At 61.1% G+C, this 26,108-nt stretch carries 26 protein-coding genes, 1 tRNA gene and 1 pseudogene; 23 read left to right on the forward strand and 5 right to left on the reverse strand.

Annotated features, from left to right (window positions below; all coding sequences use genetic code 11):
- The first annotated feature begins 23 nt into the window (after positions 1 to 23).
- From infC to WN982_RS06295, 8 genes are all read left to right on the forward strand, one after another.
- Complete coding sequence (infC, locus tag WN982_RS06260; protein ID WP_084585254.1) at positions 24 to 548, forward strand: translation initiation factor IF-3; 525 nt, start codon at positions 24 to 26, stop codon at positions 546 to 548.
- 239 nt (positions 549 to 787) lie between these two features.
- Positions 788 to 985 carry a 50S ribosomal protein L35 gene (gene rpmI, locus WN982_RS06265; RefSeq protein ID WP_012433738.1) on the forward strand — a complete coding sequence of 66 codons (198 nt, stop codon included), beginning with the start codon at positions 788 to 790 and terminating at the stop codon, positions 983 to 985.
- 29 nt (positions 986 to 1,014) lie between these two features.
- On the forward strand, positions 1,015 to 1,374 hold the full coding sequence (gene rplT, locus WN982_RS06270; protein ID WP_006052502.1) for a 50S ribosomal protein L20: 360 nt from the start codon (positions 1,015 to 1,017) through the stop codon (positions 1,372 to 1,374).
- A gap of 158 nt (positions 1,375 to 1,532) precedes the next feature.
- A complete protein-coding gene (pheS, locus tag WN982_RS06275) occupies positions 1,533 to 2,546 on the forward strand; it encodes a phenylalanine--tRNA ligase subunit alpha (protein WP_341314883.1) in 1,014 nt (337 codons plus the stop codon).
- Positions 2,547 to 2,698: 152 nt separating this feature from the next.
- On the forward strand, positions 2,699 to 5,134 hold the full coding sequence (gene pheT / locus WN982_RS06280) for a phenylalanine--tRNA ligase subunit beta (RefSeq protein ID WP_341314884.1): 2,436 nt from the start codon (positions 2,699 to 2,701) through the stop codon (positions 5,132 to 5,134).
- A 69-nt stretch (positions 5,135 to 5,203) separates the two neighbouring features.
- A complete protein-coding gene (locus tag WN982_RS06285) occupies positions 5,204 to 5,614 on the forward strand; it encodes an integration host factor subunit alpha (RefSeq protein ID WP_341314885.1) in 411 nt (136 codons plus the stop codon).
- Between the two features lie 46 nt (positions 5,615 to 5,660).
- Positions 5,661 to 6,068 carry a MerR family transcriptional regulator gene (locus tag WN982_RS06290; RefSeq protein ID WP_341314886.1) on the forward strand — a complete coding sequence of 136 codons (408 nt, stop codon included), beginning with the start codon at positions 5,661 to 5,663 and terminating at the stop codon, positions 6,066 to 6,068.
- 64 nt (positions 6,069 to 6,132) lie between these two features.
- Positions 6,133 to 6,209, forward strand: a tRNA-Pro gene (locus tag WN982_RS06295).
- Positions 6,210 to 6,748: 539 nt separating this feature from the next.
- Here WN982_RS06295 and WN982_RS06300 read toward each other — a convergent pair.
- Positions 6,749 to 7,483: an IS6 family transposase gene (locus tag WN982_RS06300; RefSeq protein WP_341314887.1), complete on the reverse strand. Its 735-nt coding sequence runs from the start codon at positions 7,481 to 7,483 to the stop codon at positions 6,749 to 6,751.
- A 30-nt stretch (positions 7,484 to 7,513) separates the two neighbouring features.
- Between WN982_RS06300 and WN982_RS06305 the strand changes: the two genes are divergently transcribed.
- Positions 7,514 to 7,672: a hypothetical protein gene (locus WN982_RS06305; protein ID WP_341314888.1), complete on the forward strand. Its 159-nt coding sequence runs from the start codon at positions 7,514 to 7,516 to the stop codon at positions 7,670 to 7,672.
- A gap of 4 nt (positions 7,673 to 7,676) precedes the next feature.
- Here the strand turns inward: WN982_RS06305 and WN982_RS06310 are convergent, their stop codons facing one another.
- A complete protein-coding gene (locus WN982_RS06310; protein ID WP_341314889.1) occupies positions 7,677 to 8,804 on the reverse strand; it encodes a porin in 1,128 nt (375 codons plus the stop codon).
- A 518-nt stretch (positions 8,805 to 9,322) separates the two neighbouring features.
- Here WN982_RS06310 and WN982_RS06315 point away from each other — a divergent pair.
- The 11 genes from WN982_RS06315 to WN982_RS06365 all read left to right on the forward strand — a co-directional run bounded on the left by WN982_RS06315 (position 9,323) and on the right by WN982_RS06365 (position 20,245).
- Positions 9,323 to 10,354 (forward strand): ABC transporter substrate-binding protein, encoded by a 1,032-nt coding sequence (locus tag WN982_RS06315; RefSeq protein WP_341314890.1) that lies wholly within the window; start codon positions 9,323 to 9,325, stop codon positions 10,352 to 10,354.
- Between the two features lie 3 nt (positions 10,355 to 10,357).
- Positions 10,358 to 11,191, forward strand: a complete 834-nt coding sequence (locus WN982_RS06320; RefSeq protein WP_341314891.1) for an ABC transporter ATP-binding protein — start codon at positions 10,358 to 10,360, stop codon at positions 11,189 to 11,191.
- Positions 11,191 to 12,030 carry an ABC transporter permease gene (locus WN982_RS06325; RefSeq protein WP_341314892.1) on the forward strand — a complete coding sequence of 280 codons (840 nt, stop codon included), beginning with the start codon at positions 11,191 to 11,193 and terminating at the stop codon, positions 12,028 to 12,030. The genes WN982_RS06320 and WN982_RS06325 overlap by 1 nt, the downstream gene beginning before the upstream one ends.
- Positions 12,031 to 12,067: 37 nt before the next feature.
- Positions 12,068 to 13,453 carry an FAD-dependent oxidoreductase gene (locus WN982_RS06330; RefSeq protein ID WP_341314893.1) on the forward strand — a complete coding sequence of 462 codons (1,386 nt, stop codon included), beginning with the start codon at positions 12,068 to 12,070 and terminating at the stop codon, positions 13,451 to 13,453.
- Positions 13,450 to 14,631: a CoA transferase gene (locus WN982_RS06335; RefSeq protein WP_341314894.1), complete on the forward strand. Its 1,182-nt coding sequence runs from the start codon at positions 13,450 to 13,452 to the stop codon at positions 14,629 to 14,631. Before WN982_RS06330 ends, WN982_RS06335 begins: the two co-directional genes overlap by 4 nt.
- Positions 14,628 to 15,401 carry an enoyl-CoA hydratase-related protein gene (locus WN982_RS06340; protein ID WP_341314895.1) on the forward strand — a complete coding sequence of 258 codons (774 nt, stop codon included), beginning with the start codon at positions 14,628 to 14,630 and terminating at the stop codon, positions 15,399 to 15,401. The genes WN982_RS06335 and WN982_RS06340 overlap by 4 nt, the downstream gene beginning before the upstream one ends.
- The gene (fdxA, locus tag WN982_RS06345; RefSeq protein ID WP_341314896.1) at positions 15,401 to 15,736 is read left to right on the forward strand and encodes a ferredoxin; all 336 of its coding nucleotides are present in this window, start codon (positions 15,401 to 15,403) and stop codon (positions 15,734 to 15,736) included. The genes WN982_RS06340 and fdxA overlap by 1 nt, the downstream gene beginning before the upstream one ends.
- A 9-nt stretch (positions 15,737 to 15,745) precedes the next feature.
- On the forward strand, positions 15,746 to 16,660 hold the full coding sequence (locus WN982_RS06350) for a LysR family transcriptional regulator (RefSeq protein ID WP_341314897.1): 915 nt from the start codon (positions 15,746 to 15,748) through the stop codon (positions 16,658 to 16,660).
- A gap of 190 nt (positions 16,661 to 16,850) precedes the next feature.
- A complete protein-coding gene (locus tag WN982_RS06355) occupies positions 16,851 to 18,296 on the forward strand; it encodes an NAD-dependent succinate-semialdehyde dehydrogenase (protein WP_341314898.1) in 1,446 nt (481 codons plus the stop codon).
- Positions 18,297 to 18,475: 179 nt separating this feature from the next.
- Entirely contained in the window at positions 18,476 to 19,213 is a 738-nt protein-coding gene (locus tag WN982_RS06360) for a hypothetical protein (protein ID WP_341314899.1), read from the forward strand.
- 327 nt (positions 19,214 to 19,540) lie between these two features.
- Positions 19,541 to 20,245 carry a TetR/AcrR family transcriptional regulator gene (locus WN982_RS06365; protein WP_341314900.1) on the forward strand — a complete coding sequence of 235 codons (705 nt, stop codon included), beginning with the start codon at positions 19,541 to 19,543 and terminating at the stop codon, positions 20,243 to 20,245.
- A 195-nt stretch (positions 20,246 to 20,440) separates the two neighbouring features.
- Here the strand turns inward: WN982_RS06365 and WN982_RS06370 are convergent, their stop codons facing one another.
- On the reverse strand, positions 20,441 to 21,658 hold the full coding sequence (locus WN982_RS06370; protein WP_341314901.1) for an MFS transporter: 1,218 nt from the start codon (positions 21,656 to 21,658) through the stop codon (positions 20,441 to 20,443).
- Between the two features lie 113 nt (positions 21,659 to 21,771).
- Positions 21,772 to 22,206, reverse strand: coding sequence for a helix-turn-helix domain-containing protein (locus tag WN982_RS06375; RefSeq protein ID WP_341314902.1), 435 nt, complete (start codon positions 22,204 to 22,206; stop codon positions 21,772 to 21,774).
- Between the two features lie 157 nt (positions 22,207 to 22,363).
- Here WN982_RS06375 and WN982_RS06380 point away from each other — a divergent pair, with 157 nt between their 5' ends.
- From WN982_RS06380 to WN982_RS06390, 3 genes and pseudogenes are all read left to right on the forward strand, one after another.
- On the forward strand, positions 22,364 to 23,362 hold the full coding sequence (locus WN982_RS06380; protein ID WP_341314903.1) for an aldo/keto reductase: 999 nt from the start codon (positions 22,364 to 22,366) through the stop codon (positions 23,360 to 23,362).
- 16 nt (positions 23,363 to 23,378) lie between these two features.
- Entirely contained in the window at positions 23,379 to 23,690 is a 312-nt protein-coding gene (locus tag WN982_RS06385; RefSeq protein WP_341314904.1) for a high-potential iron-sulfur protein, read from the forward strand.
- Positions 23,691 to 23,814: 124 nt separating this feature from the next.
- Positions 23,815 to 24,054: pseudogene (locus tag WN982_RS06390) on the forward strand (2Fe-2S iron-sulfur cluster-binding protein); the annotation flags it as partial.
- Positions 24,055 to 24,484: 430 nt separating this feature from the next.
- Here the strand turns inward: WN982_RS06390 and WN982_RS06395 are convergent.
- Positions 24,485 to 25,771, reverse strand: a complete 1,287-nt coding sequence (locus tag WN982_RS06395; RefSeq protein ID WP_341315731.1) for a sigma 54-interacting transcriptional regulator — start codon at positions 25,769 to 25,771, stop codon at positions 24,485 to 24,487.
- Between the last annotated feature and the right edge of the window lie 337 nt (positions 25,772 to 26,108).

The raw sequence follows: 26,108 nt of genomic DNA on the forward strand, positions 1-26,108 counted from the left end.
TTAATTTTTAGAGGAAACGTAACATCGCTACTGATAAGTCTGCGCACCGCATCAACGGTGAAATTACGGCACCCGAGGTGCGTCTGGTCGGAGTCGAGAACGAACCGCTCGGCATCGTGAAACTCGCTGATGCGTTCCGCATGTCGGAACAGCAAGACGTGGACCTGGTCGAAATCGCTCCGCAAGCGGTTCCGCCGGTTTGCCGCTTGATGGACTACGGCAAGTTCAAGTACTCGGAAGCGAAGAAGCAACACGAGGCCAAGCTCAAGCAGAAGGTCGTCCAGGTCAAGGAAGTCAAATTCCGCCCGGGTACCGATGACGGTGACTACAACGTCAAGCTGCGCAACCTTATTCGCTTCCTCGAAGACGGCGACAAGACGAAAATCACGTTGCGTTTCCGTGGCCGCGAAATGGCCCACCAGGAAATCGGTATGCGCATGCTCGAGCGCCTGCGCACGGACCTCGACGAAGTCGGTCAGGTCGAGCAAATGCCGAAAATGGAAGGGCGCCAGATGATCATGGTGCTCGCTCCGAAGAAAAAGAAGTAAGTCTGGCTGCGCGCCATGCGGCGCGCGCTAGTTGTACAAGATTCAAACGATGCTGCGGCGGGTGTCCGGTGCAGCATCGGCAGGTTTCGGAACGGTGTCCAGGCAAATGGGCGCCGATTCCTGAAAAGCGGCCGCCAGCAGCATCGGTGGTCTGCATACCAAGTGGAGTGGGTTTCGAAGGGCGGGTTGTGGCCATCTGGCCGACCGCACACCCATATCCATCTAATAATGGAGTTGTCATGCCGAAGATGAAGACCAAGAAGAGTGCTGCAAAGCGCTTCGTGGTGCGTCCGGGCGGTACCGTTAAGCGCGGTCAAGCCTTCAAGCGCCACATTCTTACCAAGAAAACCACCAAGAACAAACGCCATTTGCGCGGTTCGACGGCAGTTCATGATGCAGATATGAACTCCGTGCGCGCAATGCTGCCGTTCGCTTAACCCTTAACCGAAACTCATAGGAGCGAAACATGCCTCGAGTAAAACGTGGGGTTACCGCACGGGCCCGTCACAAGAAGATCATCAAGCTGGCCAAGGGTTACCGCGGCCGTCGCAATAACGTCTATCGCATCGCCAAGCAGGCGGTCATGCGCGCAGGTCAATACGCCTACCGCGATCGCCGCAACAAGAAGCGTGTGTTCCGTGCATTGTGGATCACGCGTATCAACGCGGCGGTGCGTCAGCACGACATGACGTACAGCGTGTTCATCAACGGCCTGAAGAAGGCCTCGATCGAACTCGACCGCAAGGTGCTGGCCGACATGGCTGTGTTCGACAAGGCTGCTTTTGCTGCGATCGTTCAGCAGGTGAAAGCCGCCGTTGCAGCCTGATTGCGCTTTTGGCAATTAAAACTGCGTGGTTCGTTGCAGCGAACATCCGGTAGTCTCGGTGACGCTGCAGCAAAAACGGGGCTCCTCACCGAGCCCCGTTTTTGTTGGTAGAACCAGTTTTGCTTCGATTGAACACTGACGTTGAAATGATGGGATCAATGGATCTGGACCAGATTGTCGCCGACGCGCAAAAAGCCTTCGCAGAAGCCTCCGACGTCACCACCCTCGAGAACGAGAAAGCCCGCTTTCTCGGCAAATCGGGTGCGCTGACCGAGCTGTTGAAGGGCCTTGGCAAACTCGATCCCGAAACGCGCAAGACCGAAGGCGCACGGATCAACCTCGTCAAGCAACAAGTGGAAGCCGCGTTGACGGCCCGCCGTCAGGCGCTGGCCGACGCGTTGCTGAACCAGCGCCTCGCCGCTGAAGCCATCGACGTCACGCTGCCCGGCCGCGGCACCGGTGCAGGTAGCCTGCACCCGGTGATGCGCACATGGGAGCGCGTCGAACAGATTTTCCGTACGATCGGATTCGACGTGGCCGACGGCCCCGAAATCGAAACCGACTGGTACAACTTCACCTCGCTGAACAGCCCGGAAAACCATCCGGCGCGTTCGATGCAGGACACCTTCTACGTTGACGGCAAAGATGCCGACGGCCGCCAGCTGCTGCTGCGTACGCATACCAGCCCGATGCAGGTGCGCTACGCGCGGACCAACACGCCGCCGATCAAGGTGATCGTGCCGGGCCGCACGTATCGCGTGGACAGCGACGCGACCCACTCGCCGATGTTCAATCAGGTTGAAGGCCTGTGGATCGACGAGAACATCAGCTTCGCGGACCTGAAGGGCGTCTATACCGACTTCCTCAAGAAATTCTTCGAGCGCGACGATATTCTCGTGCGCTTCCGTCCGTCCTACTTTCCGTTCACCGAACCGTCGGCCGAGATCGACATGCAGTTCGAATCGGGCAAGAACGCCGGCAAGTGGCTCGAAATTTCGGGTTCCGGCCAGGTTCACCCCACGGTGATCCGCAACATGGGCCTCGATCCCGAGCGCTACATCGGTTTTGCTTTCGGCAGCGGCCTCGAACGGCTCACGATGTTGCGATACGGCGTGCAAGACCTGCGTCTGTTCTTCGAAAACGACCTGCGTTTCCTGCGTCAATTCGCGTGAACTGACGCGTACGAACGCGACAAGCATAGAGCGCAGCACTGCACGCAGTGCCGCCAGCAGCGTCCCCGGCAGTGCCTGGTGCATCACTAGTACCGCAGCACGTAAAGCACCGCCGGACGTGGACCTAACCTGATCAGAACGTACACAGAACCATGCAATTCCCGGAATCCTGGCTGAGAACCTTTGTCGATCCGCAACTGACGACCGATGAACTGTCGCACGCGTTGACGATGGCGGGTCTCGAAGTTGAAGACCTGCGGCCGGCCGCGCCGCCGACCTCGAAGATCGTCGTGGGCCAGGTGCTGGAAGTCGTCAAGCACCCGGACGCGGACAAGCTCAACGTGTGTCAGGTCGACGCCGGCACGGGCGCCACGCTGAACATCGTGTGCGGTGCGCCGAATGTCGCGCCGGGCATCAAGGTGCCGGTCGCGCTGGTCGGCGCGCAACTGCCGCCGGCCGAAGAGGGCGGCGCGCCGTTCGCGATCAAGCTCTCGAAGCTGCGCGGCGTGGAAAGCCAGGGGATGCTGTGCTCGGCACGTGAACTGAAGCTTTCCGAAGATCATAGCGGCCTGATGATCCTGCCGGAAGATACGCCGATCGGCCAGGACATCCGCGCAACGCTAAACCTCGACGACACCATCTTCGAAATCAAGCTGACGCCGAACAAGGCGGACTGCCTGTCGGTGTTCGGTGTGGCGCGCGAAGCCTCGGCGATTACCGGTGCGCCGTTGCGTCCGCTCGAGATCAAGCCGGCCGAAGTCAAGCTCAACGAAACGTTGCCCGTCAAAATCTCGGCCCCCGATCTGTGCGGCCGTTTTTCGGGCCGCGTGATTCGCGGCGTGAACGCGCGCGCGAAGTCGCCGCAATGGATGGTTCAGCGTCTCGAGCGTTCGGGTCAGCGCAGCATTTCAGCACTTGTCGATATCTCGAACTATGTGATGCTCGAACTCGGCCGCCCGTCGCACGTGTTCGATCTCGACAAGATCCACGGCGGCATGGACGTGCGTTGGGGCCGCAAAGGCGAAACGCTCAAACTGCTGAACGGCAACACTGTCGAACTCGATGAAACCGTCGGCGTCATAGCCGATGACCGGCACATCGAGAGCCTCGCCGGCATCATGGGCGGCGACAGCACTGCCGTCACGCTCGATACCACCAACATCTATCTCGAAGCCGCGTTCTGGTGGCCAGATAGCATTCGCGGCCGCTCGCGCAAGTACAACTTCTCGACCGATGCCGGCCATCGTTTTGAGCGCGGCGTCGACTATGCGACCACCGTCGAGCATATCGAGCGCATCACGCAGCTGATCCTCGATATCTGCGGCGGCGAAGCCGGCCCGGTCGACGATCAGACCGTCAACGTGCCGCAACGCGCGCCGGTGAAAATGCGTGTCGCGCGTGCGAACCGCATTATCGGCATCAAGATCGATGCGGACGAAATCGCACAGATCTTCACGCGCCTCGGCCTCACGTTCGAACGCGACGGCGATACCTTCTCGGTGATGCCGCCGTCTTACCGCTTCGACATCGAAATCGAAGAAGACCTGATCGAAGAAGTCGCGCGTATCTACGGCTTCGAAAAGATCCCGGCACGTCCGCCGGTCGCGACCAGCGAAATGCGCGCGACCAACGAAACGCAGCGCTCGATCCACGTGATTCGTCACGCGCTCGCCGCGCGCGATTATGCGGAAACGGTCAACTTCAGTTTCGTCGATGCGCAGTGGGAGCAGGACTTCGCGGGCAACGACAAGCCGGTTCGTCTGTTGAATCCGATCGCCAGCCAGTATTCGGTGATGCGCACCACGCTGTTCGGCAGTCTGCTCGACGTGCTGCGCACGAACCTGAACCGTCGCGCGGCCGATCGCGTGCGCGTATTCGAAGCCGGCCGCGTCTTCCTGCACGATCCGTCGATCAAGGCAGGTGAGTTGACGGTCGAAGGTTTCGCACAGCCGAAGATGATCGGTGCGCTCGCCTACGGTCCCGCGCTCGAAGAGCAGTGGGGCGCGCAAACCCGTACGGTCGACTACTTCGATGTGAAGGGCGATCTGGAGGCGGTGCTCGCGCCGGCGGTGGCGCGTTTCACGAAAGCGGCGCATCCGGCACTGCATCCGGGCCGCAGCGCACGGATTGAACTGGATGGTCGCGCAGTCGGCTGGATTGGCGAATTGCATCCGCGCTGGATGCAGAAATATGATTTGCCGCATGCACCGATTCTTTTTGAAATCGAAGCGGAAGCATTAATGCAGCGCGTATTGCCGACTCCGGCGGAAGTGTCCAAATTCCCGCCGGTGCGTCGCGATATTGCTGTGGTCGTCGATCAAAAAATCGAGGTTCAGGCACTGCTGGACGAGCTGCAAAAGGCCCAGTCCGAAGAGGCCTGCAAGACTGTTCAGAGGGTTGCGCTTTTTGACGAATTCCGTCCAAAATCAAACACTTCCGGTGGTCTGGCCGCGCACGAGAAAAGCCTTGCGTTCCGTGTGACCTTGCAAGATACTGGCGGAACCCTTCAGGATGAAACGGTCGATCTGGCTATTCAAACTCTGGTGGAACGTCTGGCTCGAGTATATGGCGCACGGTTGCGTGGATAACCCGCATTTAACATTTGCACGGCAATTTTTCGCAACCTCCGTTTCTGCTTGGCGCGCCATTTGATAGATATGAATGAAATGAACTCGAGTGATTTCGAAGCCCTTCTTACGGCGCAACGCAGCGCCATGATTCGCGATATTCCGACATCACCCGCCGCCGTTTCCACCGAAACGCCGACGCTCACCAAGGCTGAACTTGCCGAGTTGCTGTTCGACAATGTCGGGCTCAACAAGCGGGAAGCGAAAGACATGGTCGAAGCGTTCTTCGAGGTGATCCGCGATGCGCTGGAGAGTGGCGATAGCGTGAAGCTGTCGGGGTTCGGCAACTTCCAGTTGCGCGACAAACCCCAGCGTCCCGGTAGAAATCCGAAGACCGGCGAGGCGATCCCAATCGCCGCGCGCCGCGTTGTGACGTTCCATGCAAGTCAAAAGCTGAAGGCACTGGTCGAGAACGGCGCTGAAGCGAGCTTCTCGCGCTGATCGACTGGCGCGTTCCTGCGCAACCCACCACGACGGCTAACTGACGATGACAGCGACGATCGAAAAAGTCGTCTTGCCTCCGATTCCGGCGAAGCGCTACTTCACGATTGGTGAGGTCAGCGAACTGTGCGGCGTGAAGCCGCATGTGCTGCGCTATTGGGAACAGGAGTTCACGCAGTTGAGGCCGGTCAAGCGGCGCGGCAATCGCCGGTACTACCAGCATCACGAGGTGCTGTTGATCCGGCGGATTCGTGAGTTGTTGTATGAACAGGGCTTCACGATCAACGGTGCGCGCAATCGGCTTGATTCACCTGGCGGCGGTGCGCACGGAGCGCCGGCTGATGTGGTCGAAGAAGGCGAGGGCGTGGCGGCGCCGGCTGCGTCGACGGCTGTTGTCGATGTCGACCAGTTACGTAAAGAGTTGCTGCATGTGATCGATTTGTTGAGCCACTAAGTTTGCTTTGTTGGTGTGCGGCGGTTCTAATCGAATGAAGTATCTGTTATAATTTTGTGCTGTTCGGGGCGTAGCGCAGCCTGGTAGCGTACCTGCATGGGGTGCAGGTGGTCGGAGGTTCAAATCCTCTCGCCCCGACCAGGAAATTCAACGGGTTACAGATTCGCGTCTGTAGCCCGTTTTCTATTTCTGGCTCTCCTACCCGAAATCTACCCGACATTGCGCGGGCTGCAACCGCATGGCATGAGCGCGTGGCAGGTGTCTTGAACGCGGGACACCAACTGTTCTTGTCGCAGCAGACGGCATCAGTGTCTCGCAGGCGCATTGCTCTCGAGTCATGTTCACCTTTGACGGCGGCATGCCCGGGATGGCACACTTTGGCCAGCCGTTCACTCGGCATTCACTCTTAGACGCCCAGGCCCGCGATGCAGGGCTCCTTCACGGGAGCGCGTCATGCTCCGGCACTCCCGATGATCCTGCACGTGTCACGCAGGCTCCTGGCGAGCGCCGCGGCTTGGTAGCCGTTGCGCCGTGCTCGCTACGGGCGGCGATTCCCTTCCGAAATTCCCGTCAAACAAAAACGCTGGTTCGACCATCCGTTCGCCGCGAGACCAGTGCTCGCATTGGCGTTGTCACATTAAAGTGTTGGAGCCGCAGTAGTTCGATAAACTGACCGTTCCTCAAAAGCCAGGCGGATTTTGGCTAAGCTCGGTGAAACGATGCCACGCGGCAAAGCGTTCTCCGAGTTGTTTGCGGTAGAGCGACGCACGCAGTAGATGTCGCTTCAGTGCGAAGTGCTGCCGGATCGGTCCAAAGCTCGACAAGAACGCCTGCGTGCGTTCGGGATCACGAAAGCCACGCATGCGTCGCTCGCGTTCGCGCGTCGGTTGATGACTGTTTTCGGCCCTGTTGTTCACCCGCGCGCTGGCTTTGACGGATACATGCTTGACGTGAGCCAGTTCGGGAATCTCGGCCTTTGCCGCCGGATAGCTACGCAGTTGGTCAGTCACGATCTTGCGCGGCTGCTGAGCACACGAGGCAAGCAAGCGCTTGAAGAAGCGTTTGGCTGCAGCCTTGTCACGGCGCTTCTGCGGCAGAATATCGAGCTCAACACCGTGCTGATCGACTGCCAGCCACAGCAGGTATGGCTCGCCGCGCAGCGTCATGAACACTTCGTCAAGATGCCATGTTGTGCTGGGTTTGCGCCGAGCTGCTTTGGCACGCTGTGCAAAACCAGCGCCGAATTTCTCGCACCAGCGCCGTATCGTCTCGTAGCTGACGGTCACGCCGCGCTCGAACAGCAACTCCTCGATGTCGCGCAAGCTTAACTGGAAACGGAAATACCAGCGCACTGCACAACTGATGACCGCCGCCGGAAAACGGTGGCCGTGATAAAGCGATTTAGAATTCTTCATCGCACGATCTTACGCGACGGCTCAGGTAATGTGACAAAGCCTCCCGAACTGAACCTGATCGAAATCGTCTGGAAACGCGCCAAGTATCACTGGCGGCGCTTCGTCACATGGACGAAGGAAATCATCGATACAGAGATCGCGAAGCTGCTCGGCGGCTATGGCTCGGAATTTGAAATTCGTTTCACCTGAACACTCACCATTTATGCCGGAGTCCGATCACCGCTGAGACTTGCGACTTGGTGGTGGACGGGGAAAGCGAATAGATCTGCGCGTACTGCGCGTCACCCGCCGCTTTCTGATAGATGCCGACGAGGAAGAGATCGGTGCGCTTGCTGAGCAGGTAGTCCACGCCGGTATTCACCTGATGCCATTTTGGACCGTTGTCCTGCGGGTGGTATTGCCCCGTGGTGAAGATATACGCGGCGCCAAGAATGAGTTGCGGCGTCACGTAGTCGGTCAGCGAAACCTCAAAATTCTGAAGCGTCAGACGCGACGTGTCGAGATAGTCGAATCGCGCGTTGGTATAAAGCAGCGATAGCTTCGCCGTCCCGAACGCGTAGGCGCCGCCCGCTCCATACATCCTCTGCTTGCTTACGCCTGCGTGGGTCGCCGGATTCGTGATGAACGGTGACGTGAAGCCATAGTCGTTGACCACCGCGCCGTTCGTGTTATTGGCGTCGTTCGGTGTATTGACCTGAAGGAACGCCAGGCCGGCTGATAGCGGCCCGTTGCGATACTGCACCGCGGCGCTATAGGCATTGTTGTCGGAGAAGCCGCCCGCCTTATTCGAAAAGCCGTAGAGCCCTTCAAACTGAAGACCTTTGTAGTCGATGCTCTTGTACTGGACCGCGTTGTTGATCCGGAACGAGTCGAACACGTTATCACTGTCGCCAATGTGCGCACCGTACGCCGCGAACTGACAAGCCGACGAGAAGACACACAGTGTGACTGCCTCGTCGTATTGACGGCCTAGTGTCACCGTCCCGAGAGTATCCGACGACAAGCCGACAAAAGCCTGCCGGCCAAACTCCCGGCCGCCTTGCGACAGTGCGCCAGTAGCGAGGCTGTAGCCATTTTCCAGCGTGAAGATGGCTTGCAGGCCCCCACCCAGATCCTCTACGCCCCTCATCCCCCAGCGAGGCGTCTGCATCGGGCCGCTCGCGAATTGCCACGTCGCGTGGCCTTGCTTGTCGGCTCCTTTCTGGTTGTTCGCATAGACGATGCCCGTCGAGATCAGGCCGTACAGGGTCACGCTGCTTTGGGCGGATGCCATCTGGCAGAACAGGGCCATGGCGGCGAGAACAAAGATGCGTCGGTTCATGATTTCCTTTGAACGCTTGTTTGGGGAAAGTGAAAGCGAATGCTTGAAGCTGTGTTGTAGTTAGGATGGCGAAGCAAATGCATTGTGCAGCTGAGTCTTTTTGCCGCCGATAACGGTCTCAGCTTTCTCTGCTGAATGGACAGCTCAGCAATGCGTTTGCGCATTGAGATCGCCCGCCATTACAACCGCCTTTCGGCAATCGCCCTGCGCGCTGATGCGAATCTGGTGCGATTGCTGGCGATTCTTGCGGAACAAAATTCGCGGCAGCTAGCACCGAATTTGACTCCCAGTGATCGAATTTTTAGTGCGTCGAGCCCGAACTGGTGCACGAATCGCGCACGCTTATGGGCATCTCGTCTGAAAGCTCGCACCGGTTCAGTGCTCTAATTTCGGCATCACTCATCTTCAAAATTGATGCTTGCGGGGACACTTTTGGCTTTTAATAATCGATTCGACCGGCAGCACTGAGCGTTAGACGACCGGCCCCTTGTATCCAGGAAGGACCAACGGAGAAGATGATGTCAGTAATCGAAAATGCCGGACGTCGGCGTTTGCTGCAGATGACACTCGCGGCGGGCGGCATGGCTGCAACGGGCGCACTGCTCTCGGTGCGCGCCTTTGCGGGCGAGAGGACAACCGTCAACATGCAACTGGGCTGGATTCCCGGCGGCAACCAGGTCGGGGAGGTCACGGCGAAGCGGCTCGGCTATTACGAGCAGGAAGGAATCGATTTTCACATTCAGCCAGGCGGCCCGAGCATTGACGGCGTCGCGATTGTCGCCTCGGGGCGATTCGAGGCCGGTGAGATTTCGTCGAGCCCGTCGATCATGCTTGCGGTCTCGGAAGGCCTGCCGATTAAGTGCATCGCGGTCGGGCTGCAGCAGCATCCTTACGCTTTCTTTTCGCTCAAGAAGAATCCCGTGCGCACACCGCACGACATGATCGGCAAGCGTATCGGTATCCAGTCGACGGGCATGGTGCTGCTCAAGGCGCTGCTCGCGAAGAATAAAATTCCGGAAAGCCAGGTCAACATTGTGCCGATCGGCGCCGACATGATGCCGCTTCTGAGTGGTCAGGTCGATGCGGTGACCGGCTGGCAAACCAACACCACGGCACTCAAGCCGCTCGGGGCAGATCGCGTCGACCTGCGCCTGTGGGACACCGGCGTGCGCCTCTACGCGCTGCCGTACTACGCGAACACCGCGACACTCAAGGAGCATCCCGACGTCATTACGCGTTTCATGCGCGCAACCGCGCGTGGCTGGCTCTACGCGAACGCGAATCGCGACCAGGCTGTCGATCTGCTCATCAAGGAATATCCGAACCTGAACCGCGCCGATGAGCGTGTCGCGATCGATTCGCTGATGGGCTACGCGTTCGATCAGACCACGCAGACCCAGGGCTGGGGCACGATGGACGCGAAGGTCTGGGAAGAGCAGATCTCGATGTACGGTCAATTGGGCCAGTTCCGCGGAAGTCAGCCAAAGGTCGATGACGTGATGACGATGGACGTTCTCAACGCTACCCGCTCCTCTCGCCTCAAGGTGTAATCCATGCATGCTGCCACTATCAATCCGCCGCACGCGGAAGGGGCCGGCCCGTCCGTCGCCTCGCTGCGAGACACGGATCTGTCTATTAGCTGCCGCAATATCAACGTGCGCTTCTTCACCGACCGGCGCAGCGTCACCGCGATCGAAGGTTTGAGCCTTGACGTCGCGGACGGTGAATTCCTCACGCTCCTCGGTCCCTCGGGCTGTGGGAAGTCGACGTTCCTGCGAGTCGTCGCGGACCTCATCAAACCGAGTCGCGGCGACATCAGCGTCCTCGGCGCGGCGCCCCGCGTCGCTCGTGAGCATCGGGACATTGGCTTCGTGTTTCAGGATGCGGCGTTGCTGCCGTGGCGCACGGCCATCCAGAACGTGCAGTTGCCGCTTGAAGTCGCGGGTGGCAAGGCGCGTGCGGGCCGCGCAACACCGCGCGAACTGCTCGAACTCGTCGGTCTCAAGGGTCGCGAGGACGCTTACCCGCACGAGATGTCAGGTGGGATGCGCCAGCGTGTCGCGATTGCGCGTGCCCTCGTCAGCGACCCGAAAGTCCTGCTGATGGACGAGCCTTTTGGCGCGCTCGACGAAATCACGCGTGACCGTCTGAACGAAGAATTGCGCCGCGTCTGGAAAGAGATGGGCCTCACGACGCTCTTCGTTACCCACAGCATCTATGAGGCTGCGTATCTCGGCCAGCGCGTACTGATGCTGGCCGCCAACCCTGGGCGTGTGAAAGAGATCGTCCCGGTCCGGCTGCCAGAAGATCGAACGCTCGATATCCGCGAGACCCGCGAATTCGTCGAACTCGCTGCCTATCTGCGACGCGTACTGGAGACCTGCTGATGACCACGTCCGAAATGCAATTGAGCCTGTCGTCGCAAGCGGCGGACCCTGAAGCGCAGGCCTGGCTTGCGCGTCGACGTCAGCGCCTGTGGCGCGCGCGCCTCTTGCCGGTACTTGGCGTCGCGGGCTTGCTGTTCGCGTGGTGGGCGGTCGTGGCGGGCTTTCATGTGAAGCCGTTTATCGCGCCGTCGCCGCTCCTGGTTCTGGAGACGCTTTTCCGCAAGAGCGATGTGCTGCTGCAGAACCTTGTGCCGACCGCGATCGAGGCCGCAGGAGGCTTCCTGCTCGGCAACCTTGCGGCGATCCTGATCGCCACCGTCTTCGTGCACAACAAGACGCTGCAGGACATCTTCTATCCGGTCGCCGTGATGATCAACTCGATTCCGGTGGTCGCGAAGGCGCCGATCCTCGTTCTCATCATGGGGAACGGTCTTGAGCCGAAGATCACGATCGCGGCGATTGTCTGTTTCTTCCCGACGCTCGTAAACATGGTTCGCGGGCTGCAGGCGGTGAACCCGCAGGCGATGGAGCTGATGCAGATCCTGTCGGCGAGCAAGCGCGAAATCTTCTTCAAGCTGCGCCTCTACGCTTCGCTGCCGTATCTCTTCTCCGCATTGCGCATTGCCGCGTCGATGTCGGTGATTGGCGCGGTGGTCGGCGAATGGATCGGCGCCACGCAAGGTATCGGCGCAATGATCATTCAGGCGACCTATAGCTTCGATTCGGCCCTGCTGTATACGGCGATCATCATGAGCGCCGTGTTGTCCGGCCTGTTTTTCCTGGTGATCGCGATCATCGAGCGCATGGTGGTCAGATGGCAGCCCGAAAGCACGCATTGAACCGAACACGAAACACCCGAATTCTCAGAGGCGAAAAATGAACATGATCAGCGATTGGATTCAGGAAAGTGCGCGCGATGTGCGCGTCGCGGCCAAGGCAAACGTCGTGGTGGTCGGCGGCGGCCCCGCAGGCCTGTCGGCAGCGATTGGGGCGGCGCGCAACGGCGCCGAGGTGATTCTGCTGGAGCGTTACAACCACCTGGGTGGCTTGGCATCCGGCGGCATGGTGCTGGTACTCGACGACATGTGGGACAACCACCTGCAGGAAATTTCGGTGCGCGGCGTCTGCATGACCTTCATCGAACGGATGGCGGCGCGCAAGCTGGCGATGTTCCCGCGCTCGGATGAATGGGGCGAGGATCCCGCGGCGTATCGCAAGTGGGGGCGCTGGGGCACGTTCGATTTTCACAGCCAGAAGACGCCCCACCCGGTGTGTTTCGCCGCAGCGTTCGATCCGGATGCGATGAAGCGCGTCGCGCTTGAGATGGTGGAATCGCTCGGCATCAAGTTGCGTCTGCACTCATGGTTCTCGCGCACGCTGGTCGAAGACGGTCAGGTGAAGGGCGTGATCTGCGAGACGAAGAGCGGCCGTGAAGCGATCCTCGCCGACGTGGTGATCGACGCGACGGGAGATCTGGATGTCGCAGCATCGGCGGGTGTGCCGCATGTCGGCGGCACCTATATCACGACGACCGTATTTCGACTCGGCGGTGTCGATACGGAGGCGGCCGAGCGTTTCGAAGCCGAAGAACCCGAGGCGTTTGCGGCACTGGATCGTCAGATCAAGCGCATTCTCGGCGGCTCGTGGGGCTACTGGTGGCTGAAGACACCGTTGCCCGGTGTGGTGTGGTGCAACTGCCCGCACATGGCCGGTCTCGATGGCCTCAAGCCTGAGGACCTGACACGTGCGGAAGTGCAGGGCCGGCAGCACATTCACGCGGTGGTCGAATTCGTGCGCGACAAGCTGCCGGGCTTCGAGCAGTGTTACGTGATCGATGTCGCGCCGCAAACCGGCGTGCGCCAGACGCGCCTGCTCGAAGGCGAGTATGTGATGACGAAGGATGACCTCGCGCAGCGTACCCGTTTCGACGACAGCATCGCGCGTGGTCGTGACTACTACATGCCGTATCGGGTGTTGCTGCCGAAGCAGATCGACAACCTGCTGGTCGCCGGCCGCCACTATTCGGCGACCTCGCAGGCGCAGAAGATGTCGCGCGAAATCCCGCCTTGCATGGCGATGGGCGAAGCCGCCGGTGTGGCTGCCGCGCTTGCGCTCGATGCGGGCGTGCGGGTGCGCGACGTCGACGTGCACGCGCTGCAGAAGACCTTGCGCGCGCAAGGCGCCGATCCGGGCGACCAGACCGGCTGCAACGCCGACGTGCCGCCGCTTGCCGCGCACATCGAGAAGCGGGAGGCCGCATGAGCGTCGTCGACAACGTTGCAAAGACGCCTGACCTGCCGCTTGCCGGCGTGCGTGTCGTCGATCTCACGCAGGTCATGATGGGCCCGGTCTGCACGCAGATGCTCGCCGACTACGGCGCCGACGTGATCAAGGTCGAGAGGAAGGGCGCGGGCGACTTGAGCCGCTCGACGTTCGAGCCGGTGGCCGGCGCGGACAATCCGATCTTCTGCAGTCTGAATCGCAACAAGCGCAGCGTGGCACTCGACCTGCGCGACGCGCAGCAGCTGGCTGATTTGAAGGCGCTGATCGCGGAGGCGGATGTGGTCGTCAGTAATTTCCGCGCGGGTGTGATGGACCGCATGGGCGTCGGCTATGAAGACTGCCGCCGGTTGAATTCGCGGATCATCTACGCGGTGGGCACGGGCTTCGGCGAAACCGGACCCTATGCGCACAAGGGCGGCCAGGACGTGCTCGCCCAGGCGATGAGCGGTGTGATGGCGCGCCGCGCCGATGAGTCGCTGCCGATTTCCGTTTACCCGACAGCACTCGCCGACTATTCGGCGGGCATGCACATGGTGCAGGGCATCCTGCTTGCGTTGCTGCATCGTGAACGCACGGGCGAGGGGCAGAAGGTCAACGTGTCGCTGTACAACTCGATGCTCGCAATGCAGATGCAGGAAGCCGCCATGATCATGATGGCCGACTCGGAAGTGAACTGGGCTGCGATGCCGCTTTCGGGTGTCTTCGAAACCCAGGATGGTGCGCTGGTACTCGTGGGTGCGTTCAAGGCGAATCCGCTGCGCGACATCTGCGCCGCACTGGACATCGAAGACCTGTCGCTTGACGCGCGCTTTTGCAATCTCAATCAGCAGTTCGTTCACAAGACCGAATTGCAGCGGATCTTCCGGGAGCGCTTTGCGAGCAACACGCGCGACTTCTGGCTCGCTCGCCTCGAAGAGCAGGACCTGTTGTGTGCGCCGGTGCGTGATCTGCGTGAAGCGCTGGTCGACCCGCAGACCCTGCATAACCAGCTGATTCTGGAAGGCGAGGGCGAAGGCCAGCCGGTGCGCTTCATCGGCAGCCCGATTGAGCTCTCGCTCGCACCGGTTGGCTTGCGGCGTGGGCCGCCGCGCCTCGGCCAGCATACCGAAGAGGTCCTTCAGCAATTGCGAAGCAAGGTCGCCACGGAGGCTGTATGAGCGTACGTCTTGCCATCGACCAGCACGTTGCCACGGTGACGCTGGCGCGGCCGGAAGCGCTCAACGCCGTGGACCTTGCCACCGAAGCCGAACTGCAACGCGTGTGGACCGAACTCGAGCGTAACTGTGACGTGCGCGTCGTGGTCCTGACCGGCGAGGGCGAGCGCGCGTTCTGCGTCGGCGCGGACCTGAAGAATCCGTCGGCGAGCGGCCTTGAATACTGGGCGGCGCCGCGCCCGGGTGGCTTTGGCGGTATTGCGCTTCGCGAGACGCTGAACGTGCCGGTAATCGCGCGGGTCAACGGCTATGCGCTGGGTGGCGGCTTCGAAATGGTGCTGGGGTGTGATCTGGTGGTCGCCTGTGACGAGGCGAGCTTCGGGCTGCCCGAGGCGCTGGTCGGGCGCATGCCGCTCGACGGCGGCATGACCCTGCTGCAACGCCAGATTCCGTACCGCCAGGCGATGGCGATGCTGATGACCGGCTGCCGGATTTCGGCACGCGAGGGGCTCGACATGGGCCTCGTCAACGAAGTCGTGCCACGTGCCGAACTGGACGCCGCCGTCGAGCGCTGGGTTCAGGCGCTGCTCGCGTGCGCCCCGCTGTCGCTGCGGGCGATCAAGCAGGTGGTCAAGCGCACGTCCACACTCTCGCCGGCGGACGCCCAGGCGTTGCGACTGCCCGCCGTAGTGGCCGCGCTGCAATCAGAGGACGCGAATGAAGGCGTGCGCGCGTTCCAGGAGAAGCGCAAACCGGTCTGGAGCGGACGCTGATGGCCTACGTCATCACTTCGCCCTGCATCGATGTCAAAGACGGCGCGTGTGTGCAATGCTGCCCGGTTGACTGTATCTACGAGGGCGAGCGCACGCTCTACATCCACCCCGAGGAATGCATCAACTGCGGGGTGTGTGTATCAGTGTGTCCGACCGAGGCGATCTTTCACGATGAAGAACTCCCGCAATCGGAGGCCATGTTCGCCGCCGTGAACCGGGATTTCTTCGGGCCGGATGCCAGCGCGCTCGGTTCCCCCGGTGGCGCATGCGACGTGGGTAAGGTAGCCTGCGATCATCCCGTGGTCGCGGCCTGGACGGTGCGGCCGATGAACTGAGAAAACACGATGCATGCGAATGTCCTGAAGTATTTTGTCGAAGTGGCTCGATGCAGTTCGATCCGCAAGGCCGCGCAGAACCTCTATGTCGCGTCGAGCGCGGTCAACCGGCAGATCCTGAAGCTCGAAGCGGAGATGGGGACTGAACTGTTCGACCGGCTGCCGAATGGCATCCGGTTAAACGCGGCCGGTGAGCGCATGCTGCAACACATTCGCGCGACGCTGAACGACTTCCACTTGATGCGCAGTGAACTTGACGACCTGAAGGGCGAACGCAAGGGACACGTGTCGGTGACGGCCATGGATTCGCTTTTCGTCGATTTTCTGCCGGCGACCGTCGAGGAGTTTTCGGACGCCTATCCGGCGGTCACCTATTCGATCGCCGCGGTGCCGCCGCACGACGTTCCGGCGCGGCTCGTCAGTGGCGAGTATGACGTCGGCATTTCGTATATTACGAAGCTGCCCGCCGGTCTCGATGTCGTGACCGAGGTCTCGTTGCCGCCGGGTGTGGTCATGGCATCGTCGCATCCGTTAGCGAAGACGGAGCGCATCAGCTTCGACGAATGCCGCAATCACGCGTTTCTGCGGCTCGAAGGACGATCGCCGATTCAGGGCGTCGTCACGACCGACTTTCCCGAGTACTGGGAGTCGCTGCAGCCGAGCGTCACCTGTAATTCGACGACATTGCTCAAGCGGTTGATTGCGTCAGGGCGGGGCATTTCATTTTTCTCCAAACTGGCTTTCCTCGATGAGCTGGCGCGTGGTGACGTGGTATGGAGGCCGCTCGACGACGTGAATGTCAACGCGCTGACCGTCGGCGTCATCACACCCAACCAGCGCGTGCTGCCTCACGTTACGCTGGAGTTCGTCGAACGTATTGTGCGGCGCCTGAAACACGTTGAACTGGCACTGCGCGACGTCTGATCTCTGCGTTGCCGCTGACTGCACTTTGCGGGGGAGCGCGGCGGGGCCGCATTCGGTTGCCTTCGCGCGCCTTCGTTGCGGGTGCTTTCCAGTAATCCTAAATGATTGACCGCGGTGTGGCAGTCCATTCTTGACCGCCCGCCAACATCCGGACTACGGTTGATCGTCTTCCAATCATCAGGAACACAACATGGTCACATCAGGCTATACCGATACCCGACTTCTGATCAACGGCGAGTGGTGCGACGCCGCCAGCGGCATGACCCTCGACGTCGTCAACCCCGCCACCGGCAAAGCCATCGGCAAGGTGGCCCACGCCGGCATCGCCGACCTGGACCGGGCGCTGGCCGCCGCGCAAAGCGGCTTCGAAGCCTGGCGCAAGATTCCCGCCAACGAACGCGCAACCACGATGCGTAAAGCCGCGGCGCTGGTGCGCGAGCGCGCGTCGGACATCGCCCGCCTGATGACCCAGGAACAGGGCAAGCCGTTCGCCGAAGCACGTGTCGAGGTGCTGTCCGCCGCGGACATCATCGAGTGGTTCGCCGACGAAGGCCGCCGCGTCTACGGCCGGGTCGTGCCGTCACGCAATCTGGCAGCGCAGCAACTGGTTTTCAAGGAGCCGATCGGCCCGGTGGCGGCGTTCACGCCGTGGAATTTCCCGATCAACCAGGTCGTACGCAAGCTGAGCGCGGCGCTCGCGAGCGGCTGCTCGTTCCTCGTCAAGGCGCCGGAAGAAACCCCGGCGTCGCCGGCGGCGCTGCTGCAGGCCTTCGTCGAAGCCGGTGTGCCGGCGGGTACGGTCGGCCTCGTGTTCGGCGACCCGGCCGAGATTTCGAGCTATCTGATCCCGCATCCGGTAATCCGCAAGGTCACGTTCACGGGCTCGACGCCGGTCGGCAAGCAATTGGCCGCGTTGGCAGGCGCGCACATGAAGCGCGCGACGATGGAACTGGGCGGTCATGCGCCCGTCATCGTGGCCGAAGACGCGGACGTCGCGCTGGCAGTCAAGGCGGCGGGCGGCGCGAAGTTCCGCAACGCCGGCCAGGTGTGCATCTCGCCCACGCGCTTTCTCGTGCACAACAGCATCCGCGAAGAGTTCGCGGCGGCGCTCGTCAAGCATGCGGAAGGCCTCAAGCTCGGCGACGGTCTTGCGGAAGGCACGACCCTGGGGCCGCTCGCCAACGCGCGCCGTCTCACCGCGATGGCCAAGGTGCTCGACGATGCGCGCAAGACCGGCGCCAAGGTCGAAACGGGTGGCGAACGCGTGGGCTCGGAAGGCAACTTCTTCGCGCCGACCGTGCTGACCAACGTGTCGCTCGAGGCAGATGTATTCAACAACGAGCCGTTCGGCCCGATCGCCGCGATCCGTGGTTTCGACAAGCTCGAAGAAGCGATCGCCGAAGCAAACCGTCTGCCGTACGGGCTCGCCGGTTATGCGTTCACGAAGTCGTTCAGCAACGTGCATCAGCTGTCGCAACAGCTTGAAGTCGGCATGCTGTGGATCAATCAGCCTGCCACCCCCACGCCGGAAATGCCGTTTGGCGGCGTGAAAGATTCCGGCTACGGCTCGGAAGGCGGACCGGAAGCCATGGAAGCTTATCTGGTCACCAAGGCCGTGTCGATCACGGCCGTGTAGTCGGAGCCAACCGCAGGCGTTGTCGCGCAAAACACGACCTCTTTGAATGGGATTGACTGCATGAGGCACCGGCGGTATGTTTTCTGGCGGGGTATCACGTCCCCTGCGCCGCCTCACAGTCCCTTTCGATTCCGCGCCGGCTGCGGAGGTTCGTCGACACAAAAACTCGGGCCGAATTCATGCGTATCTACTTCCAGAGCGCGTCTATCCCGACGCGAGCCGCCAATCGGCTCAAATACCGCCTTTCGCTAAAGGAATCCCAGGCGCGACAGGTAACGTCCAAAGTCTTCGGCTATAGAGACTGGACCGAGCTCCACAGCGAGCTGGGCAGCAATGCAGCTTCCGCGCTCGACGAGTCGTGTGACAGCGCGACACTAACCGAGCGACGCGTATATCAGGCGTCGCAATTGGTCGCATCGTCAGTTGATCTTCACGGTGAATCCGCGGACGACTTTATTCGATGGTGGCAACCATCGGCCGCGCATCCGCAAGAAGAGGGCGGGGGCTCGACAGAAACGCCGTTTGCCGGCTCAAAGGAAGATCTGAGTTTTCAAGAGGCGCTAAGCACGTTGGCTCACGCCGTGCACCATCCCGTTGGCCACTTCGAACAAGCGCTCATGACTGGCATACGTAGAACGAAAAGCGAAACGTCGCTGAGCTTTGCTGAAGCGATTACTGATGAGTTGCTAAGCGGCAACCGAAACCGAGAACCCGAAGTGGCGCGTCACCCCCTTGAGGCTTTGGCCTCGCGAGGGCTACCTCGGTCGATACTTAACCTGTCGACGAGTTTGGCGCTTGGCGATGGTGGACCGAAAGACGAAAAGAGAGCCACGGACTTGCTCGAGCAGTTGGCTGAATCTACTTCAACTCCCGATGATCTGAAGCGGATTGCCGAATCACGCCTAGGCGCCGCCTAGCAGGCTGTTGGGCTTTGTCAACTTGCCGTAGTCAGTCGGACTTCAGGATAACTTGCAATCGCTCAGAACAGCGATTTTGATTTCTTCATCGCCCTATCTTACGCGACGACCCAAACAACCTGACAACGCCCCCCAAACGCTTCAGATTGAGGCGTTTGCAGTCGGTGGCAATCAAAGATGGGGCTCGCTTCGCGGTAGCCTGAGATAATGAATGGCTGCGCCCGGGTGCCCGGCGAGACTCTTCGTCGTACCCGGACGATATACTCTACCAAACCATAAGTCGTCATGTGAAGACGTATTTTTAAAAGCGATGGACACAGGAGCGTCATGAAGGCCAAACCTAGGGATGTTGCAGAGCCGGACAGCAAGACCGTAGCGGGTCGCGGGCCGATCAAGCGGCCGATGAAGAAAGCACCTCAGCGTCTGCCACGCGCCGAGCGTCAGGCACGCGTGCTGGAGAAGGCCGCCGAATATTTCGCCGAACACGGCCTGAACGCGCAGACTCGCGCAATTGCCGAGGCTTGTGGCGTGTCACAACGTTTGCTGTATAGCCTGTTCCCTAGCAAGGCTGCGTTGATCGACGAAGTTTACAAGCGCGAAATTGTGGGGACCTTCAAGGCGATGTGGTTTGTTCAACTGAAAGACCGCAGTGTGCCCATTGAAAGCAGGCTCAATACTTTTTATCGCGAGTACTACGACACCCTCCTGACTCGGCAGTGGCTTCGCCTGTTCCTCTACTCTTCGCTTGAGGATCTGCAAATGGCGCCGACGTACACGAATGCCGTCGTGACGCATGCGCTTGAGATCATTGTCACTGAGACGGCGCACGAATTGGGACGCGGCGTGCCGGCCGATCCGGCTCATCTGACCGAGGTGGGCTGGCTGCTGCACGGCGCGGTATCCCACCTTGCGATTCGCCGCCGTATTTATTCGAACGACAACACAACGCCCAGCGACGCGGTGATTGCGATGCACGTGCGCGCCTTCCTCACGAGCGCGCCAGCGCTGCTTCCGGCGCTGGAAGGCACCTGAGCGTGACGCGCTAGCGGCCTTGTCCAGCGCGGAAGATAACCATCAACCGACGCGCGAACGCGCGCGTCGTGGACCGCTTCGCCGCACGGTACGAATTGACCGAAGTCGCCCGGAATCCATCAACTGGTTTCCAGGCGGTCGCCGCTGACGCTTCTTCAAGCGGGTGCTGCGCTCGAGCCGCAAGGGGTTTCGTGTTCAGTCACCGATCGCTTCGGCGTCCTGCTCCCGGTTCGTTTGCCCGCGCATCAGCAGGAGCAGCGCGATAAGAACAAGGACTATCGTCAAGCCGACAAAGAGCAGCGTCGCGCGTTGAATGTCGGCGAGTTGCACGGCGATGCCAAGGCCGATCACAGGTAGTGAGATCGCCACATAAAGCACGACGAAAAAGCTGGACGTGACTTCCGCTCGCCGGTGCACGGGCGCCGCGGACGCGATCTCGCCCAACCCTGCGCGGAAGCTGATGCCTTGCCCGATTCCTGCCAGGGCGGTGCCGAGCAAAAGCGTGCCGAGCGAGCGCTCCGGCACGCACAGGCCGACACACATCAGTCCCACGACGAGTCCAATGCAGCCGGCCGCTTGCCGCCACCGGGCAGCGATAATCGTCTGCACGATCTGCCCGAGGGCGGAGCACGCGAACAGCAGAAACACAATAGAGCCGGTCACGATGCCGCTGTGAAAGCCGAGCACGACCCGAATCAGTTGAGGGGCGACCGCCGCAAAGAAGCCCACCACGACGAAACCGGCAAACCCCGCTAGCGCGGCAGGAATGAACGCATGGCGTACCTCAGCAGGAAGCGAAATTTTCTGGATGCGGAGCTTCACTCGCGCAGGAATCGAGGCGGTCTCCGGCACGCCAAGGACGACTAGTGCGGCGACGCCCACCAGCGCGAGATGCGCCGCATAGGGCAAGCGCATCGGCCAGGGGAATAGTTCGACGAGGATGCCGCTTAGCAACGGACCGCAACCCAGCCCCAGCATATTGGAGGCGGTAGCCGCGAGCATGGCCTTGCCGCGCCACGCAGGCGGCGCGAGTTCGATCACGGCTACTGTGGCGGTTCCTGTGAAGATGCCGGCGGAAATTCCCGACAGCAGGCGGCCCAGCATGAGAAGCGCTAACCCGTCGCTGAGCATGAAGGTCAGCGCGGATGCGGCGGATGCACACAGGCCTGCCAGCAGCATGTGACGACGCCCTAGCTGATCGGACCAGTTGCCGATCAGCAGCAGCGCACCCAGCACCCCGATTGCATATGAGGCGTAGATCACCGTGATGGCGGTCGGTGTAAAACCGTACTGCAGTTGGTAGTACCGATAGATTGCCGTCGGTAGCGTTGTACCCATCATGTTGATCGCGAACGCCAACGCGACAGCCAGAAATGCGATCGGGGATTGCGGTGCGGCAGAAGCTGCTTTCATGAAACGTCCCAACGGTTGCTCGAAGACTGCGCGCAATTATGGGCAATTTCTCACGGCCTTGCTGGCAACTTGACGATCGTCCTCAGCGTCGATTTCGTCTTGCGGCGACTGCGCTACGCGATGGGCACATCACGCGGACGCAGATGATCGATCCGCTTTTCGCCGTGGTCGAACTCGCGTCGCGCCTGTTCCATTTCGCTCATGTGGACTTCGACCCAGTCCCATATTCCGCAGATCTTATCGAGCAGGCTACGCCCCAGTGGCGTCAGCTGATAGTCGACCCGCGGCGGGATCACCGGATGCACGTAGCGCGTAACGAGGCCGTCACGCTCGAGCTGCCGCAACGTCTTGGTGAGCATTTTCTGGCTCACGCCCTCAACCACTTCGCGCAGCCGCGAAAATCGCATCTCGCCGTGCGTGCCGAGCGCATCGATGACAAGGATCGTCCACTTGTCCGCGATCTGTTCGATGATGTTCCGCGCCAGGTCGTCGGTTCTTTTTTGCGGGTTGTCGTGCGCGTAAGCGCCGTCGTAGCAATTAGTTTCCATGGGGAAAGTATGAAACCTTCAGGTGCCTTCTTGTGATCGCCGGATGCCGCTGAAATAATCGGCTCGCCTGTCCGTCCAATGGGCGCGTCGCCGTTAGTCAGATCGCATTCGACCCGGATGCGGTGCTTTACGTAGTGCTTTGATTAGAGAGCTTCACATGACTATTGAAACAATCGCAATTGAAGGTTTAACGACCCCAGTCTCACGCATCGGCCTTGGCACCTGGGCGATCGGCGGTTGGATGTGGGGTGGCACCGACGAGAAAGACTCGATCGCGGTGATCCGCCGGGCGCTCGACAGCGGTGTCAATCTGATCGACACAGCGCCGGTGTATGGCTTCGGCGCTTCGGAGGAGATTGTCGGCAAGGCGCTGGCCGATGGATATCGACACAAGGCGGTCATCGCGACCAAGGTCGCATTGGAATGGCGCGACGGCGCAGTGTTCCGCAATTCGTCGCCAGAGCGCATTCGTCAAGAAGTAGAGGATACGCTTCGGCGCTTGCGGACAGATTACATCGACCTGTATCAGGTCCACTGGCCCGATCCACTGGTGCCGATCGAAGAGACCGCCGCGGTGCTCGACGATCTGCGCAAGGAAGGCAAGGTACGGGCGCTGGGCGTCAGCAACTTCTCGCCTGCGCAAATGGACGCGTTCCGCCGCGTGGCGCCGCTGTCGGCCACGCAGCCGCCGTACAACCTGTTCGAGCGCGATATCGACCGTGACGTGCTGCCGTACGTAAAACAGCATGGGCTCGTTGCGCTTGCCTATGGGGCGTTATGCCGCGGGCTGCTGGCGGGTCGGATCGGCGTCGAGACGCGCTTCGAGGGTGACGATCTGCGCCAGCGCGACCCGAAGTTTCGCGAGCCGCGTCGCGAGCAGTATGTCGCGGCGGTGAAGGCACTGAACGTGTTCGCGCGCGATAACTTCGACAAGTCGGTGCTCGCGCTGGCGGTGCGCTGGGTGCTCGACCGCGGCCCGACGATCGCGCTGTGGGGCGCACGCCGTCCGGCGCAACTGGACGGGATCGAGGATGTGTTCGGCTGGCGCCTCGACGGGAAGGCGTTCGAGCAGATCGACGCGATTGTCGCGCAGTTCGTCAAGGATCCCGTTGGGCCGGAATTCATGGCGCCGCCGCAACGCGTGCTCGTAGCGTGACAGGGAGCCATCGAACATGCGAACCCATCGACGCACCTTCATGCTTCGCTCAATCGGTGCCGCAGCGCTCGCGATTACCGGACGCTCTGTCTGGGCGGCGCCCCCGCAGCTTCAGGAGAGCGATCCCGCTGCGCAGGCGCTTGGGTACAAGACCGACGCAACCCATGTCGACCGCTCGAAATATCCCCATTTCAGCGTCAACCAGCGCTGCTCGAACTGCTGGTTCTTCCAGGGCAAGCCAGCCGACGCCAGCGCGCTCTGTGCGTTGTTCGGTGCAAAGCAGGCGAACGGCGCAGGATGGTGCAACGCCTATCAGGCAAGAGCATGAACAGCGTGCGCCGGTAAGGCGATGCCAATGCAGCGCCGACAGGTGCGGCGTGCGTCGACAACAAGGAGTGAACGGATGGAACTGATTGTATGGCGTGCATCACAACGTCGACGCCGATGCGAACATGCCGCTGCTGTGGGCGGTGCGGGACCTGTTGGGACTGCATGGCACCAAGTTCGGTTGCGGCGTGGGCGCATGCGGCGCGTGCACCGTCGATCTGGATGGCGTGGCAGTGCGCTCGTGCGTCACGTCGCTTGCGGATGTACAGGGCAAGTCCGTGACGACGATCAAAGGCTTGGGCAAAGGCGGCGAGCATGTCGTGCAGCGAGCGTGGAAAGCCGCGAACGTGCCGCAGTGCGGCTATTATCGCGTGATCGCGCAGTTCGAAGGGGCGGTGGTGATGGCGCTCGGCAACACGCTATACAGCGAACTGACGTGCAGTCAGGGTGCGGTCGAGCAGTCGAACTTCACCGACTGCCGGGTCGCCCGCCGCGACTCCGTGCCGGAAACTCATGTGTATATCGTGCCGAGCGCTGCGCCGCCCGGCGGTGTTGGCGAACCAGGTGTGCCGCCGACAACGGCTGCGATTTGCAACGCGATTTTCAATGTGACAGGCACGCGGATTCGGGCGTTACCGGTCGATAGCGCGCTATTGAAGCGGGCGTGATCAGCACAGGGGATAAGGGCCAGGTTGTGCGGGTATCGCGATCACTTGGTCTGCTGATGGTCGACGCGGCATAAGTGCTTGCCGCCAACATTTCCCGCCCCGCTGTCACCGGCCATGGAAACCCAGGCTACCTCCCGGCGCGCACTCGCCTTAGCGTCTTCAGTCGACGATACAGCGTGCGCTCACTCATCCCGAGGTACGCAGCGAGCGCGCTGCGTGTCCCTGTAAATCCCTCCACCAGCCGTACAAGCTCACGATCGGTGAGCTCGCCGGGCACCGAAAGCGACGTCGAGCCCGCGCTGCTTTCCAGATGCGCCGACTCTCCCGCCACCATGTCACCTGGCAGATGTTCGATCCGGATCACCCCGTCGTCGGCCAGCAGGCACGCCCGGTCGAGCACGTTGCGCAGTTCCCGGATATTGCCCGGCCAGGAATAGGCATGGAGCCTCGCGAGAGCGTCCGGCGTAACGCTGAACTTGCTGCCTGCCGCACCTCGCGCGCTACCAATACGCTGCAGTATCGAGTCGACAAGCAGCGCGATGTCATCTGGGCGCTCGCGCACCGCCGGCAAGTGAATCGGAAATGCGCTGATGCGGTAGTAGAGGTCCTGGCGGAATCGGCCGTCGTCGATCATTTCCCGCACGGGTTTGTGCGTCGCCGCCACCAGTCGGAAATCCGCGCGTAAGGTCTCGATGCCGCCGACCCGGCGGAACGTGCCGGATTCGATGAGGCGTAGCAGCTTGACCTGCATCGACAGTGGCACATCGCCGATTTCGTCGAGAAAAAGCGTTCCCCCTTGCGCGGTCTCGACCAGACCGGGTTTGCGCGCGGCTGCGCCCGTGAACGCGCCCTTTTCATAGCCGAAGAGTTCGCTCTCGAACAAGGTATCCGTGATGCCGGAGCAGTCGACGACGACAAAAGGGTGTTGCGCGCGCTCGCTTGCCTCATGAACGGCGCGCGCGAACAGTTCCTTGCCGGTTCCAGATTCTCCGAGCAGCAGGACCGGCAGCATCGAAGGCGCGACGCGATGCAGCGCCGAGATCGCCGCGTTGAACGCCGTCGAACGCCCGACCAGACCTTCCGCGCTCGGCTTGGCGGACGCGCCGCGCACCGTGGAGAGCCGCTCGACGTAAGCCACCACCTCCTGCTGCGCATTGAATATCGGCCGCAACTCGACATCGACATGCTCAGGCCCGCGAGGCGTGTGATGAATGTGGAGCACGCGGTCTGGGCCGCGCAGTTCAAACGCCCGCCTCATTGGGCAATGCTCGCCCGCCTGGTCGCACGGCACGTCGTAGTGATGCGAGACCTGGTAGCACTTGCGTCCGACATGAGGCTGGCTGGCGACGCCGAACTGACGTTGATAAGCGGTGTTGGCGGCAAGGATGCGGTACTCGGGATCGAGCACGATCATCGGTTGAGCGTCGTGCTCCAGATACGACACGAGGGCGTCGACATCCGGCGCTTGAGGCGACCCGGCCGAGGTCGTTGCGACGGGTGTGACGGATATGGACGGCTTTGGGGATTTCACGGTGGCGGCTCCAGTAGACCTCACTATACGTCGGCACTGCCACAACTGCCACCTGACTGCCAGAAATGGCAGCCTTCGCTCCCGGACGTCTTGGCGCGAGTGTGCGATTCAATCCGGCAGGACAGAAATTTTGATAAAAATCAAAGTGTTATGTAACAGAAATCAAATCAGACTGCGATGGCACGGTTCTTGTGTTGATTGGCCGGCCTTGCCGCTTCGC

The organism is Paraburkholderia sp. IMGN_8 (genome assembly GCF_038050405.1).
Classification (GTDB): domain Bacteria; phylum Pseudomonadota; class Gammaproteobacteria; order Burkholderiales; family Burkholderiaceae; genus Paraburkholderia.

What these genes read in the sequence shown, in the direction of transcription:
- WN982_RS06365 (WP_341314900.1), top strand. Translation starts at nt 19,541, where the DNA reads ATGAAGGCCAAACCTAGGGATGTTGCAGAGCCGGACAGCAAGACCGTA.
- WN982_RS06290 (WP_341314886.1), top strand. Translation starts at nt 5,661, where the DNA reads ATGACAGCGACGATCGAAAAAGTCGTCTTGCCTCCGATTCCGGCGAAG.
- WN982_RS06395 (WP_341315731.1), bottom strand. Translation starts at nt 25,771, where the DNA reads ATGATCGTGCTCGATCCCGAGTACCGCATCCTTGCCGCCAACACCGCT.
- WN982_RS06355 (WP_341314898.1), top strand. Translation starts at nt 16,851, where the DNA reads ATGGTCACATCAGGCTATACCGATACCCGACTTCTGATCAACGGCGAG.
- WN982_RS06310 (WP_341314889.1), bottom strand. Translation starts at nt 8,804, where the DNA reads ATGAACCGACGCATCTTTGTTCTCGCCGCCATGGCCCTGTTCTGCCAG.
- WN982_RS06375 (WP_341314902.1), bottom strand. Translation starts at nt 22,206, where the DNA reads ATGGAAACTAATTGCTACGACGGCGCTTACGCGCACGACAACCCGCAA.
- WN982_RS06380 (WP_341314903.1), top strand. Translation starts at nt 22,364, where the DNA reads ATGACTATTGAAACAATCGCAATTGAAGGTTTAACGACCCCAGTCTCA.
- pheT (WP_341314884.1), top strand. Translation starts at nt 2,699, where the DNA reads ATGCAATTCCCGGAATCCTGGCTGAGAACCTTTGTCGATCCGCAACTG.
- WN982_RS06360 (WP_341314899.1), top strand. Translation starts at nt 18,476, where the DNA reads ATGCGTATCTACTTCCAGAGCGCGTCTATCCCGACGCGAGCCGCCAAT.
- WN982_RS06330 (WP_341314893.1), top strand. Translation starts at nt 12,068, where the DNA reads ATGAACATGATCAGCGATTGGATTCAGGAAAGTGCGCGCGATGTGCGC.
- WN982_RS06285 (WP_341314885.1), top strand. Translation starts at nt 5,204, where the DNA reads ATGAATGAAATGAACTCGAGTGATTTCGAAGCCCTTCTTACGGCGCAA.
- fdxA (WP_341314896.1), top strand. Translation starts at nt 15,401, where the DNA reads ATGGCCTACGTCATCACTTCGCCCTGCATCGATGTCAAAGACGGCGCG.
- WN982_RS06385 (WP_341314904.1), top strand. Translation starts at nt 23,379, where the DNA reads ATGCGAACCCATCGACGCACCTTCATGCTTCGCTCAATCGGTGCCGCA.
- rplT (WP_006052502.1), top strand. Translation starts at nt 1,015, where the DNA reads ATGCCTCGAGTAAAACGTGGGGTTACCGCACGGGCCCGTCACAAGAAG.
- WN982_RS06300 (WP_341314887.1), bottom strand. Translation starts at nt 7,483, where the DNA reads ATGAAGAATTCTAAATCGCTTTATCACGGCCACCGTTTTCCGGCGGCG.
- WN982_RS06335 (WP_341314894.1), top strand. Translation starts at nt 13,450, where the DNA reads ATGAGCGTCGTCGACAACGTTGCAAAGACGCCTGACCTGCCGCTTGCC.
- WN982_RS06315 (WP_341314890.1), top strand. Translation starts at nt 9,323, where the DNA reads ATGTCAGTAATCGAAAATGCCGGACGTCGGCGTTTGCTGCAGATGACA.
- WN982_RS06370 (WP_341314901.1), bottom strand. Translation starts at nt 21,658, where the DNA reads ATGAAAGCAGCTTCTGCCGCACCGCAATCCCCGATCGCATTTCTGGCT.
- pheS (WP_341314883.1), top strand. Translation starts at nt 1,533, where the DNA reads ATGGATCTGGACCAGATTGTCGCCGACGCGCAAAAAGCCTTCGCAGAA.
- WN982_RS06340 (WP_341314895.1), top strand. Translation starts at nt 14,628, where the DNA reads ATGAGCGTACGTCTTGCCATCGACCAGCACGTTGCCACGGTGACGCTG.
- WN982_RS06350 (WP_341314897.1), top strand. Translation starts at nt 15,746, where the DNA reads ATGCATGCGAATGTCCTGAAGTATTTTGTCGAAGTGGCTCGATGCAGT.
- rpmI (WP_012433738.1), top strand. Translation starts at nt 788, where the DNA reads ATGCCGAAGATGAAGACCAAGAAGAGTGCTGCAAAGCGCTTCGTGGTG.
- WN982_RS06325 (WP_341314892.1), top strand. Translation starts at nt 11,191, where the DNA reads ATGACCACGTCCGAAATGCAATTGAGCCTGTCGTCGCAAGCGGCGGAC.
- WN982_RS06320 (WP_341314891.1), top strand. Translation starts at nt 10,358, where the DNA reads ATGCATGCTGCCACTATCAATCCGCCGCACGCGGAAGGGGCCGGCCCG.